This window comes from Klebsiella huaxiensis, from assembly GCF_003261575.2.
GTDB lineage: Bacteria > Pseudomonadota > Gammaproteobacteria > Enterobacterales > Enterobacteriaceae > Klebsiella > Klebsiella huaxiensis.
Genome location: NZ_CP036175.1, coordinates 2,382,335 through 2,395,723 on the forward strand (window position 1 = coordinate 2,382,335; position 13,389 = coordinate 2,395,723).

Consider the following 13,389-nt stretch of genomic DNA (forward strand, 5'->3'; position numbering starts at 1 on the left):
CCCGGCGAGAAACCGGGCGTTTTGCTTTTTAGGGTTAGAGCGGGTTTTGCCGGGGTGGCGTCCGCTCAAGCAACTCGACGCTACCGTCGGCATTCTGTTGTTCCAGAAGAACATCAAATCCCCACAGGCGATGAACGTGCTTAAGAACCTCGCGACGGCCTTTATCCAGCGGCACGCGGTTATGCGGCACATAGCGCAGAGTTAACGAGCGATCGCCACGCAGATCGACGTTCCACACCTGGATATTCGGCTCAAGGTTGCTCAGATTGTACTGTGCTGAAAGCTTCGAGCGGATCTCACGATATCCCTCTTCATTATGAATGGCTGAAATTTCCAGGTAGTTATTGTGATCATCATCCAGCACGGTAAAGAAGCGGAAATCACGCATGATTTTCGGCGACAAGAACTGACTAATAAAACTCTCATCCTTGAAATCGCGCATCGCAAAGTGCAGGGTTTCTAACCAATCGGAACCGGCAATATCCGGGAACCAATATTTATCCTCTTCCGTCGGCGACTGACAAATACGTTTAATATCCTGGAACATCGCAAAACCCAGCGCATACGGGTTAATCCCGCTGTACCACTGGCTATTGTAAGGCGGCTGGAACACGACATTGGTGTGGCTGTGCAGAAACTCCAGCATAAAGCGCTCCGTCACTTTTCCTTCATCATAAAGATGATTAAGGATGGTGTAGTGCCAGAACGTTGCCCAGCCTTCGTTCATGACTTGCGTCTGCTTCTGCGGATAAAAGTACTGGCTGACTTTGCGCACGATGCGCAGAATTTCACGTTGCCACGGTTCCAGCAGCGGCGCGTTTTTCTCCATGAAATAGAGCAGGTTTTCCTGTGGCTCGGAAGGATAGCGGCGCGCGGCTTCAATGGTTTTTTCCTCTTCTCGCTTCGGCAGGGTGCGCCACAGCATATTCACCTGACTCTGCAGATACTCCTCACGGCTTTTCTGCCGAGCCTTCTCCTCCTGGAGGGAGATTTTCTGTGGGCGTTTGTAGCGGTCAACGCCATAGTTCATTAACGCATGACAGGAGTCGAGCAGCTTTTCGACTTCATCAACGCCGTAGCGCTCTTCACATTCTGTGATGTATTTACGCGCAAAGATCAGATAGTCAATGATCGAGCTGGCATCGGTCCAACTGCGGAATAGATAGTTGTTTTTGAAGAACGAGTTATGTCCGTAACAGGCGTGCGCCATCACCAGTGCCTGCATGGTAATGGTGTTCTCTTCCATCAAATACGCGATGCAGGGGTTGGAGTTAATGACGATTTCATAGGCCAGACCTTGCTGACCATGTTTGTAGGCTTGCTCGGTCTCGATGAATTTTTTACCGAACGACCAGTGCGGGTAGTTAATCGGCATGCCGACGCTGGAGTAAGCATCCATCATCTGCTCGGAAGTAATGACTTCGATTTGGTGCGGATAGGTGTCAAGACGATACAGCTTCGCTACCCGATCGACTTCTGCCAGATAGGTCTCCAGCAGCTCAAAAGTCCAGTCGGGTCCATCGCTTAAACGGGTTGTGTCCTTGTTCATGGAATCAATCGTAGCCATTAGCGCGCCCTCGTTGTTGATGGTTCTCTCTGTACGGAAAACCTCATAACAAGCATAGAACACGGTGCTACAAACTGCGTCCGGCAGCAATTTATTTTCTTCGCGATTTCACAATCTTAAAGGCGATATTCATCCCTTTAATCAGAACTTTATTCTGCTGAAAAATGAAGCGTAGCAGGAGATAGTAAAACATTGGTGTCAGGTATCATGCGGTGTCGTGTGAGATAAGTCACCATAAATAAAGCGTATGTTGAATAATATTTTCATCTGAGTTATCAATTTGTAATCAGATGATTGTTCTTTAACTATTACGGAGTCGCTATGCGAATCGTCATACTGGGAAGTGGGGTGGTTGGGGTCGCGAGTGCATGGTATTTAAGCCAGGCAGGACATCAGGTGACGGTTATCGACCGCCAACCGGGTCCCGCTGAAGAGACCAGTGCTGCTAACGCCGGACAGATCTCTCCGGGCTATGCCGCGCCGTGGGCGGCACCGGGCGTGCCGCTGAAGGCGATTAAATGGATGTTCCAGAAACATGCCCCTTTGGCCATCGGTCTGGATGGCACCCAGTTCCAGCTGAAATGGATGTGGCAGATGCTGCGTAACTGCGATACTCGCCACTATATGGAAAATAAAGGGCGCATGGTTCGGCTGGCGGAATATAGTCGCGACTGCCTGAAAGCGCTGCGCGAAAGCACCGGAATCCAGTATGAAGGCCGTCAGGGCGGCACTCTCCAGCTTTTTCGTACCGACAAACAGTTCGAAAATGCCACCCGTGATATCGCGGTACTGCAGGATGCGGGGGTGCCTTATCAACTGCTGGAAGCGAATCGACTGCTGGAAGTTGAACCGGCACTGGCTGAAGTGAGCCACAAGCTGACCGGTGGCCTGCGTTTGCCCAATGATGAAACCGGTGATTGCCAGCTTTTCACCACTCGTCTTGCGGCGATGGCGGAACAGGCCGGGGTGACTTTCCGCTTTAATACTTCAGTGGATGCGCTGCTATATGAAGGTGAGCAGATCTCCGGCGTGAAGTGCGGAGCTGAAATCATCAAAGCTGACGCTTACGTCATGGCTATGGGTTCATATTCAACGGCGATGCTGAAAGGGCTGGTGGATATTCCGGTTTATCCGCTGAAAGGCTATTCACTAACGATTCCGATTGCCCATGAAGACGGCGCGCCGGTATCGACTATCCTTGATGAAACTTACAAAATCGCCATCACCCGCTTCGATAATCGAATTCGCGTCGGTGGGATGGCGGAGATTGTCGGTTTTAATAAAGAACTGTTGCAGCCCAGGCGTGAAACGCTGGAGATGGTGGTACGCGATCTGTTCCCACGCGGTGGACACATTGAACAAGCGGCATTCTGGACTGGGCTGCGCCCAATGACCCCAGATGGTACGCCAGTGGTCGGCCGCACAGCGTATAAAAATCTGTGGTTGAACACCGGGCACGGTACTTTGGGCTGGACGATGGCTTGCGGTTCCGGACAGTTGATTAGCGATCTGATTTCCGGGCGTACTCCGGCGATCCCGTATGATGATCTTGCCGTTGCCCGCTACGGCCGTGGTTTTATCCCGACTCGCGCTCAACATCTGCACGGTGTTCACAATTAACAAGGAGCTTTCATGTCCCGTCCAGTCAAGGCCAGCATTGATATGTCAGCCTTACGACAAAATCAGCAAATTGTTCGCCGCGCGGCACCCGACTCGCGCCTGTGGGCGGTCGTTAAAGCTAATGCATATGGCCACGGTCTGGCGAGGGTCTGGAATGCGCTAAGCGCGGCAGACGGTTTCGCCATGTTAAATCTGGAAGAGGCGATCCTGCTGCGTGAACTGGGCTGGAAAGGGCCGATACTGATGCTGGAGGGTTTCTTCCATGCTGATGAACTGGCGCTGTTTGATAAATACCGCCTGACGACCAGTGTGCACAGTAACTGGCAAATAAAAGCGCTACAGCAAGCAAAACTCCACGCGCCGCTTGATATTTACGTCAAGGTTAATAGCGGGATGAATCGGCTGGGTTTTATGCCGGACCGTCTGCAAATCGTCTGGCAGCAGCTACGAGCGCTCGCTAACGTCAGTGAAATGACGCTGATGTCGCACTTTGCCGAAGCGGAAAATCCGCATGGAATTGTGGAGCCGATGCGGCGCATTGAGCAGGCTGCCGAAGGGCTGGATTGCCCGCGATCGCTGGCTAACTCAGCGGCAACCCTGTGGCATCCTGAGTCGCATTTTAACTGGGTCAGACCGGGGATTGTACTCTATGGCGCTTCGCCTTCCGGTCTGTGGCAGGATGTGGCTAATACCGGGCTGAAGCCGGTGATGACGTTAAGCAGCGAGATTATCGGCGTGCAGAATCTGAAACCCGGTGAAGCGGTGGGATATGGCGGCATTTACAGGACTACGCAGGAGCAGCGAATTGGCATCGTGGCCTGCGGATATGCCGATGGTTATCCCCGCTTGGCGCCGAGCGGTACGCCAGTGCTGGTTGACGGCATACGCACGACGACGGTAGGGCGAATATCGATGGATATGCTGGCGGTGGATTTAACCCCTTGCCCGCAGGCGGGGATTGGCACACCGGTCGAACTATGGGGTAAAGAGATTAAAATTGACGATGTCGCTGCGAGCAGCGGCACCGTCGGTTATGAACTCATGTGCGCTCTTGCGCCGCGAGTGCCGGTTGTGACGCTGTAACTTAATGTGAGGCGGATCACTCCGCCTCATCTTCTGCCATCCGAACGCCGACTCTCAGGACGTGATCTTCCTCTTTTTCCGCCACCGTCCACACCATCCCGGCAAACTCCACCTGATCGCCGACAACTGGTGCTGCGCCTAATAGATGCTGGACAACGTCGCCTAGCGACTGCTGCTGGTCGCGGAACTCTTCTCCGCCGTCAATGCCGTAAATCTGCGCCACATCGGCGAACTTCGCGTTGGCATCAAGAATGAAATCGCCGAAGAAACGCTGATCGAGCGCCACCGGCGGTGACTGGCTAAACATTTTACCCAGTGCGGGTAGATCGCGCTCGCGACCGATTACGCAGAGAATGTCGCCTTCCAGCAGGCGCGTGCTGCCGGTGGGGTGCAGCAGAACGTTATCGCGAAACAATGCCGCAATGCGCGTTTCTGGTGGCATGTGCAGATCGCGCAAGGCCGCACCAATGCACCACTTCTCAGCGCTGAGCTGATAGACGAACTGTTCCCACGGATTCTCCGGGTGAATATCCAGCCCGACGCGGGAGATAGGCGAACCAATCGGTGGCACCACCACTTTGGCCTTTTTCGCCGCCCACGATAGCGATGTTCCCTGCAACAGCAGCGATACCAACACCACGAAGAAGGCCACGTTGAAGAACAAGCGCGCGTTCTCCAGTCCTGCCATCATCGGGAAGACGGCGAGAATAATCGGCACCGCGCCACGCAGGCCGACCCAGCTGATGAAAATGCGCTCGCGCAGATTAAAACCGCGAAATGGCAGCAGACCGGCAAACACCGACAGCGGTCGAGCGATAAAAATCATCCACATCGACAGGATCAGCGCCGGGATGGCAATGGGCCAGAGGTCGGACGGCGTCACCAGCAGACCGAGCACAAGGAACATGGCGATTTGCGCCAGCCACGCCAGACCATCAAAGTTTTGCAGAATGCCGTGGCGGTTACGAATCGGTCGGTTGCCCAGCAGGAAGCCGCACAGATACACTGCGAGGATGCCGCTGCCGTCCAGCGAGGTGGTCGCGGCAAAAATCATGATCCCGCCGCTCAGCGCCAGCAGAGGGTAAAGACCGGTAGGCAGCACAATGCGGTTGATCATCTGTAGCAGCAGATAGCCACCGCCGAGACCAATGGCAATGCCCAGTCCGAACTGCTGCACGATATGCACCACGAATATCCAGCTCAGGCCGGTTTCGTGCTGCTGAATCATTTCGATAAGAGTAATGGTCAGGAACACCGCCATCGGATCGTTGCTGCCTGACTCTATCTCCAGCGTGGAGCCGACGCGTTCGTTCAGGCCTTTGCCACCAAGCAGCGAGAATACCGCAGCCGCATCGGTGGAGCCGACGATTGCGCCGATCAGCATTCCCTCAATCAGATTGAGGTTGAATAGCCAGGCTGCCATCAGACCGGTCAGGGCGGAGGTTATCAATACCCCCACCGTGGCGAGCGAAAGCGCGGGCCACAGCGCGACGCGAAAGGAGCTGGCCTGGGTGCGCATCCCGCCATCCAGCAGAATCACCGCCAGCGCCAGGTTGCTCACCATATAGGCGAAAGGATAGTTGTCAAACGGGATGCCGCCGATACCGTCAACGCCTGCCAACATCCCAATAGCTAAGAAGATAACCAGAATGGGGATGCCGAGGCGTGAGGAAAAGGAACTTAATAAGATGCTACAGGTTACTAAAACAGAACCCAGAATAAACAGACTAATGACCGCAGCGGCGTCCAATGTTGACGTACTCCTTACTGGCGTGAAGATTAATTAAAAACTACACCATTTTAACAATCTGACGCTTATCAGGATATGCGTTAGAGGAATTTTTATTCGACCAGCACTGGATGCCCGCTAATGGTTAACGTGGTGATGGACGCGTTGTTCACTAACAGCGCCCGCGCACCAAGCGGTAGGGTCACGGTACGCTGTTCATGGCCGAAATCCAGACCGCTGATTACAGGGATGTTAAGCTGCGCGCGAAGGTAGTCGTATACCATCGGCAGGTCATATCCGGCGTCGTAGTCATTGGTATTGGCTTCGGTAAAACTGCCGAGAATAATCGCCCGCTGGCGTGCCAGAATGCCGCTATTGAGCAACTGCAACAGCATTCGTTCGACGCGAAACGGATGCTCGTTAATGTCCTCAAGCACCAGAATGCCGTCGCTAATTTGCGGTAGCCACGGCGTACCGATAAGCGAGGTCAGCATCGCCAGATTACCGCCCCACAGGGTGCCGTCGGCGCGACAGCTCGGCCCGTCTCCGTGCCATTCGAGAGTAAACGCCGGATTATGCAACGCCTGCCAGAAATGATGATCGGTAAATTCATTAAGCGTTTCAGCGCCAAAGTTTCCGGCCAGCATCGGGCCGCTAAAAGTGATTATGCTACCCTTTGCCAGCAGGCCCATTTGAATGGCGGTGAAATCGCTATGGCCGCAAATAAGTAGAGGATCCTGCAGCTGGCGAGCGACCAGCGCCGGCCAGTCAATGTGCGGCAGCAGACGAGTCGCGCCGTAGCCACCGCGTACCGCCAGCACGATGCGGTTTTTGCCGTCGAGAGAGGCGAGCTGGTTGATATCGGCAAGGCGTTCACTCTCAGTTCCGGCGAAACGCAGCGCCCGGCGAGGGATAACCTCTTCGTGCATGACCTGATGTCCGGCCTCCTGCAGACGTTGAACGCCGCGGTTCGCCGCCTCCTGGTTGATGCAATAACCGGAAGGGGCGATGAGATAAAACTGAGACATGACAATTCCTTGCTAAGAATGAAAGGGTTATCATGCCGCCTGGAGCGTTTATTGTCATCTTCAGGCGGCAAACTTCAGCCAATAAGGATAGATGTGTGAAATTAAGATGGTGTGTTTTTTTAGTGGTCTTGTTGGCCGGTTGTAGCTCGAAACATGATTATCGTAATCCGCCGTGGAACGCGGAAGTCCCGGTTAAGCGGGCGATGCAGTGGATGCCAATCAGTGAAAAAGCCGGTGCGGCGTGGGGCGTTGACCCGCAGCTGATTACCGCAATCATCGCCATTGAATCCGGTGGCAACCCGACGGTGGTCAGCAAATCGGGCGCGGTTGGCCTGATGCAACTTAAACCTTCGACATCCGGTCGCGACGTCTACCGGCGCATGGGCTGGAGCGGCGATCCTTCGGTGAGCGAGCTGAAAAATCCTGAACGCAATATTTCCATGGGAGCCGCCTATCTGAGCATCCTTGAAAACGGTCCGCTGGCCGGTATTAAGGACCCGCAGGTAATGCGCTATGCGGTGGTGGTCTCCTACGCTAACGGAGCGGGCGCGCTGTTAAGGACATTCTCGTCTAATCGACAGGATGCGATTGAAGAGATTAACGATATGGACGCTGATGACTTCTTTGAGCACGTAGTGAAGAAGCACCCGGCCCCGCAGGCTCCGCGCTATATCTGGAAGCTACAGAAAGCGCTGGATGCGATGTAATACATCCTCTCACCCCGCAGGTATTGCGTCCTGCGGGGTAAACGCTTCAGGCAACCTAATCCTCTGTGCGAAGCGAAGTGATATCGCTTATCGGCCCAATCAACTCTTTATATTCCCGATAGTGTTCAGGAAGGGAATCCACGCCGTTTACCGCAACATAGAACATGGCCGCAGCATCATCCATTTCATCGCCATTTCGCGTTAATTCTGCTCGTAAAGCATCAATACAGGCATGGGCGTCATTATGGGAAATACCGTTGAAGTCCAGTCTATTTTGGTCCCATATTGTGTCGATCCATAATGGCAACCACAGCATGCAGCCTATGAGCATTAACAACCAACTAAAGATGTTGTCAGCGAGATTGTGATAGATAAGAGCCTTACAGGCTAATATTGCACCTAACGCAATAGAAGGAAGGCCGATCATTAGCAAATTCCCCCAGCGGCGTAGCGAACTTAAGGCCAAACCCGCGTTGTGCATGTGTTCCTGCCAGATGTTGACTCTGGCAATACTGAGGTTGCTGGGAAGATCCTCGTGACACGGTTTTCGTACATCAAAATGATCAAATAACGCTCTTTCAATAACGTTCATTTCGCAGGAGGCATAGCGACCGTTGGCCAAAACCAGCACGGCTTCTGGACTCCATAGATATTTTTTATTTAATAAGCTAAACATTGCCAGCTGAATCACCCTTGTCCCTTCACCATCAATCCACGCCAACAACCACGGGTCGATACCGGTAACGTTCCGTTGAGCTTTGGCCGTAGGCCGCATCAGGACGATAATAATCCCTATAAGAAAATAGATGACCGGAACGATAACGACGAAACAGCCGAGAAACAGCAGAGGGTGCATATGCATTATGAAATTCCACACGTTATTTCCCCTCTGGCTAATCAAGCCGTTGGATAGAAAAGGGATAATTTACCGGCTTGATGATTTCCTGGTATTCACGATATCTCTTGGGGAGCAGGTTGGTTTTGCCTATTGCAATGCAATAATCAGCATTTTCATCCGTTATTTCCTCCGCGTCAGCAATGAGCTTATCTTTTAACTTGTCGACATAACTACGAAGAATATTAATTGAGATTCCTTCCCTGTCGAAGCGGGTCGTATTTAAGGTGATGAATAACATCAATAGCCACCACAGGCCGGAAACCACAAACATTACAAGCCAGCTGAATACGCTGGCATTAAGAGGAGCGTTATTATCGAACAACGTTTTCCAGGCTAAGGTGGCGAGTAAAAAAAACGATGGAACGGCGATCAGCAGCACGTTCCATGTTTGTTGCGTGTTACTTAGCATCAGGCCTGCGCAGCGGGTATCGGCAGACCAGTAATTTTTCTCGGCGACATGGAGCGTAATCGGTAAATCCTGGCTGCTGGATTTTGGCGTAGAAAAATGGTCAAAGAGTATTTTTTCTACACAGGTCATTGTGTTCTCAGCATACTGCTGATTTGCGCATAATGTGATGCCGTCGGGGGAGTGAATAACGGTAACGTATTTTTTTCTTAGCAGTCTGAACATAGCCAACTGAATAATGCCGGTAGCATTATCATGCAGCCAGGCTAAAAAAGAGGGAGGTATGGAATAGGGGGGCGGTACCAGAGTGCCTTTCTCAGAAGGGCGGGTCATCGTGATAATAATATTCACCAGGATATATATCACCGTGGTGGATAAAATGTGATAGCCCATAAAGGATAATGGGTGTAAATCGGAGATAAAACTGACGGCTGTTTTCACTTTTTATTCCTTGTGCCAGTCATGACATGATTTTTCGGGAGATCCTTCCCGGTAGCCAGAGTGATATGGTGCTCAAGATACCCGTAAAAAGATAACAGCAGAAATACTCTAAAGGAAGATGCGCGACGGAAGCCCGCCGCGCGAAGGTTTATTGTGTGGCTTTTTTATCCTCTGGCATAGCCGGTTCATTCGCTGCGGGCTGAGTTGTACTGTTTGCCGCCTGACCGACGTCGTCATTTGCCGCCGGGCGCGTGGTTGGAACGGAATCACACGGCTTCTCTTTCGGGCAGACCAGGTCCAGCATCTTCAGCGTGACGCCGTTGGTCCAGCCAAAGCCATCCTGTAGCGGATATTCGCCGCCTCCGCCGCCGGTTCCCGTTGAGCTGACATCATATTTCTCAACCAGTTTCTGTTTACTGTCGTAAGTATGCTGGACGTTGCTCAGAAAACGCCAGCTCACCTCCATCGCGATTTTTTCCTGGCCATACTTTTGCAAGCCTTCAGCGGCGACCCACTGCAGCGGCGCCCAGCCGTTTGGCGCATCCCACTGCTGACCACTATTCACGGTGGTGGTGGTCAGGCCGCCAGGTTTGAGCAGTCTGGCTTCGGCCGCGGCAGCGACTTTTGCCGCGCGTTCGCTGGAGGCAGCGTTGACGTACAGCGGGAACAGCGCCGCAGCGGTCAGCTGATTGCGTACTTTATGGCTTTTCAGATCGTAATCAGCGTACCAGCCCTCTTTATCATTCCACAGGTATTGTTCCAGCGCTTTCTGACGGGCGTTGGCTAAGGCGTCAAACTGCGCGGCTTTCGCGTTGTCTCCCGCCGCTTTACTGGCACGGGCGATGGTTTTTTCCATATGGAACATCAATGAGTTCAAATCGACCGGAACGATGCTTGTGGTGCGGATGGTGCCAAGCTGCTGTGGGTTATCCATCCAGCGGGAGCTGAAATCCCAACCGGATGCCGCGGCTGAGCGCAGATCGCGGTAGATTTCAGTGGCCGGGCGGTTGGGGTTATTTTTGGCGGTGGTGACATCGTCCAGCCAGGATTCCGGGCGCGGGGTGTCGTTATCATCCCAGTAGCGGTTTAGTAGCGCGCCATCGGCCATGCGCACCACGCGTTTGTGCGTACCGCCGGGCTCAAGCGCCTGCGCGCCATCCATCCAGTACTGGTACTCTTTCTCCATTTGGGGCTGCCATTTTTTAAGCGCCTCGTCACCATCGTGAGTCGCCAGCAGTTCAACCATAAACGAGAAGAACGGCGGCTGCGAGCGGCTCAGATAGTAGGTTCGGTTACCGTTGGGGATATGGCCCCAGGCGTCGATTTCAGCAGCGAAGTTGGTCACCATGTCTTCGATTTTATCCCAGTGTCCGCTCTCCGCCAGGCCGAGCATGGTGAAATAGCTGTCCCAGTAATAGACTTCGCGAAAGCGTCCGCCGGGAACCACATAGGGTTTTGGCAGCGGCAGCAGCGAATCCCATTTTTCCACTTCGACGGTACTGCGGGTCAATACCGGCCATAATCCGTCAATATGCTGGCGTAACGTTTGCCCTTTTGGCGGGATGTACTGGTCGTTTTCAAGGGGCAGGGTAAAGTTAAGTTCGACGAAGTGACGCAAATCGAAGCTGGTCTGGTTCTTCTGCATACGGTAATCGGCAAGGATCATCAGCGGATCGCCGTTCGGGATGGCGTCAGCGAAGGTTTTCTGGTCGGAGAAGAGTTTGGCGCTTTGCACATCGTTAAACAGCGGACCCAGCAGAACGTCCGGTGATTGCGGGGTTGGGCGAGGCTCTTCAGCCTGTACCGTCAACGTCGCCAGGGTGAAGAGCGCGCCGCCAAGTGCCAGACGTAGAACATAAGGCAGGGTTGCGGGGCGATGGGAAACAGAACACTTCATTGATGGTTCTCCTTATCATTTGCAGACTTTGAGCCTGTCCCATTAGGGCTATTTTGCTTGTCATTTTGAACCTGGGCAGTGCTCAGAATCCTCACGTACTACGTGTACGCTCCGGTTCTTCCGCGCTGGCCGTGTTCAAACTGTCTGCGCCAATAACGCCTACTGGGATAGGCTCTTTGCGCCACTGCGTTCGGTTATCAGAAAACCTTAGACGAATATCCGCCGCTGCGCGTGTCGGAGGTAACATTTTGCGCCAAAACAGACTATTTACCGCAGACCTGCCATCAATGATGGGGACATTATTTTGGTGAATATGGAAAATTGATAAAAAACGTAATCCACAAGTAAGAAAAATAAATAGACAAGTACTATGGCATTCTTATATGGGTTTTTTATGACCTCAGCCCTTTTACTCAAAAATAAGCTGTCACAAAGTAAAACATGTGATCTGACAAACAAAAATCCGCGCATTAATACCGTTGACGCCTGACATGATCACATAAATAAAAAAACATAAATAATTTATAAAAAAACATAATGGCATCAGTACTCCAGATAAGTGAAAAATGCAGGCATTAAAGAAACCGGTTTCATTTTTTTTGCATAAAGGAGTGGTGTATGTCTGCTGGCGACAAAATTTCAGTCAGAGAAAAAGTAGGTTATAGCCTGGGGGACGCGGCAAGTCATATCGTGTTCGACTCATCCGTGGCCATCCTGGCTTACTTTTATACCGATATTTATGGTCTACCGCCCGCCGTGATGGGGACGATGTTTTTGCTGGTCCGTCTGCTGGATGCGATTACCGATCCAATTATGGGGGCCATTGCGGATGCCACCTCAACCCGCTGGGGGCGTTTCCGTCCGTGGCTGCTGGCTATTTGCGTCCCATTTGCGGTGAGCTGCGTACTGGTTTACTCCATTCCATCTTTCTCCGATTCAGGCAAAGTGGTTTATGCGGTAGCGGCATATATATTTATGACGTTGATGTATACGGCCATTAATATTCCTTACTGCTCGCTGGGCGCCGCGTTGACTTCCGATCCGCGTGAAAGCCTCTCTCTGCAATCCTGGCGTTTTGCCATCACGCCGATTGGTGGCGCGCTGGGTACCGCGTTTATTTTACCGCTGGCGGATTTTCTTTATCCTGGTGACCGGGCGACAGGTATTCAGGTCTCCATGGCATTATTCGGCGTTATCGGCTGTCTGATGTTTATTGTCTGTTTCGCGACCACCAAAGAACGCGTTCAGCCGATTAAAGAAGAGAATCTGAATATTGCACGTGATGTCAAAATTCTCTTCCGTAACGATCAGTGGCGTATTCTTTCCGTTTACAACTTTATGATGCTGGTCGCCGTGGTGATTCGTGGTGGGGCGGTGGTGTATTACGTTAATAGCGTCCTGAATAAAGGTGCGGACGTTATTACCATATTCATGCTCGGTGGGATGTTTGCCTCAATGTTGGGTTCAGTGCTGGCAAAACCGTTTGGTACGCGTTTCTGTAAGGTCAGACTCTCTTTCTGGATTAACCTGATCACCGCTGCGCTGGGCATTGTATGCTTTATGGTGCCAGTGCAATATTGGGTGCTGGTACTCGGTGTGCATATTCTGATCTCCATTATTCAGGGCGGTAATGGTGCGCTGCAGTGGTCAATGATTACCGACGTTAATAACTATGGTGAATGGAAAACCCAGCGTCGTATTACCGGAATGAACGTTGCGGCGAATATCTTTGTCATCAAGCTTGGCGTAGCCGTTGGCGGTGCGATTCTTGGCTGGGTGCTGGCTTACTATCATTACGCGGCTAACACCACGGTGCAACCGGCCTCAGCGGTACAGGGCGTCGTGCTCTTGTTCACGCTGGTACCCTCCATTTTCTATGTTCTTACCGCAGTCTCTATTAAATTCTATGGCTTAACAGAAAATAAAATGAATGGCATTGTTGATGATTTGAAAAACGGAACTTTCGCCGAGTCATAATAACAGCAGAATAATATCTGTGGCAATGTGAGTTAT

At 52.2% G+C, this 13,389-nt stretch carries 9 protein-coding genes and 1 pseudogene; 4 read left to right on the forward strand and 6 right to left on the reverse strand.

Going from position 1 to position 13,389, the window contains the following annotated elements; translation table 11 throughout:
• Nucleotides 1-34: 34 nt before the first annotated feature.
• Nucleotides 35-1,567, reverse strand: coding sequence for a SpoVR family protein (locus tag DA718_RS11375; RefSeq protein WP_004103247.1), 1,533 nt, complete (start codon nt 1,565-1,567; stop codon nt 35-37).
• Between the two features lie 321 nt (nt 1,568-1,888).
• Here DA718_RS11375 and DA718_RS11380 point away from each other — a divergent pair, with 321 nt between their 5' ends.
• Together DA718_RS11380 and dadX are read left to right on the forward strand one after the other, a co-directional pair.
• Nucleotides 1,889-3,187, forward strand: coding sequence for a D-amino acid dehydrogenase (locus tag DA718_RS11380; RefSeq protein WP_112213336.1), 1,299 nt, complete (start codon nt 1,889-1,891; stop codon nt 3,185-3,187).
• A 12-nt stretch (nt 3,188-3,199) separates the two neighbouring features.
• Nucleotides 3,200-4,270, forward strand: coding sequence for a catabolic alanine racemase DadX (gene dadX / locus DA718_RS11385; RefSeq protein ID WP_112213337.1), 1,071 nt, complete (start codon nt 3,200-3,202; stop codon nt 4,268-4,270).
• Between the two features lie 82 nt (nt 4,271-4,352).
• On the opposite strand, the pseudogene DA718_RS11390 reads toward dadX, so the two are convergent.
• Nucleotides 4,353-6,020 (reverse strand): annotated as a pseudogene (locus tag DA718_RS11390) (potassium/proton antiporter); the annotation flags it as partial.
• A gap of 92 nt (nt 6,021-6,112) precedes the next feature.
• Nucleotides 6,113-7,027: a muramoyltetrapeptide carboxypeptidase gene (gene ldcA / locus DA718_RS11395; RefSeq protein ID WP_112213339.1), complete on the reverse strand. Its 915-nt coding sequence runs from the start codon at nt 7,025-7,027 to the stop codon at nt 6,113-6,115.
• 95 nt (nt 7,028-7,122) lie between these two features.
• On the opposite strand from ldcA, the gene emtA reads away from it, so the two are divergent.
• Nucleotides 7,123-7,734: a membrane-bound lytic murein transglycosylase EmtA gene (gene emtA / locus DA718_RS11400; RefSeq protein WP_112213340.1), complete on the forward strand. Its 612-nt coding sequence runs from the start codon at nt 7,123-7,125 to the stop codon at nt 7,732-7,734.
• Between the two features lie 55 nt (nt 7,735-7,789).
• On the opposite strand, the gene DA718_RS11405 is transcribed toward emtA, so the two are convergent.
• The 3 genes from DA718_RS11405 to DA718_RS11415 form a co-directional block, all read right to left on the reverse strand.
• Nucleotides 7,790-8,596: a DUF2207 domain-containing protein gene (locus DA718_RS11405; RefSeq protein WP_227015992.1), complete on the reverse strand. Its 807-nt coding sequence runs from the start codon at nt 8,594-8,596 to the stop codon at nt 7,790-7,792.
• A 31-nt stretch (nt 8,597-8,627) separates the two neighbouring features.
• Nucleotides 8,628-9,479, reverse strand: a complete 852-nt coding sequence (locus DA718_RS11410) for a hypothetical protein (RefSeq protein WP_112213342.1) — start codon at nt 9,477-9,479, stop codon at nt 8,628-8,630.
• Between the two features lie 148 nt (nt 9,480-9,627).
• Complete coding sequence (locus DA718_RS11415) at nt 9,628-11,376, reverse strand: alpha,alpha-trehalase (RefSeq protein WP_112213343.1); 1,749 nt, start codon at nt 11,374-11,376, stop codon at nt 9,628-9,630.
• Between the two features lie 618 nt (nt 11,377-11,994).
• Between DA718_RS11415 and DA718_RS11420 the strand changes: the two genes are divergently transcribed.
• The gene (locus tag DA718_RS11420; RefSeq protein WP_112213345.1) at nt 11,995-13,353 is read left to right on the forward strand and encodes a glycoside-pentoside-hexuronide (GPH):cation symporter; all 1,359 of its coding nucleotides are present in this window, start codon (nt 11,995-11,997) and stop codon (nt 13,351-13,353) included.
• Nucleotides 13,354-13,389: the final 36 nt, after the last annotated feature.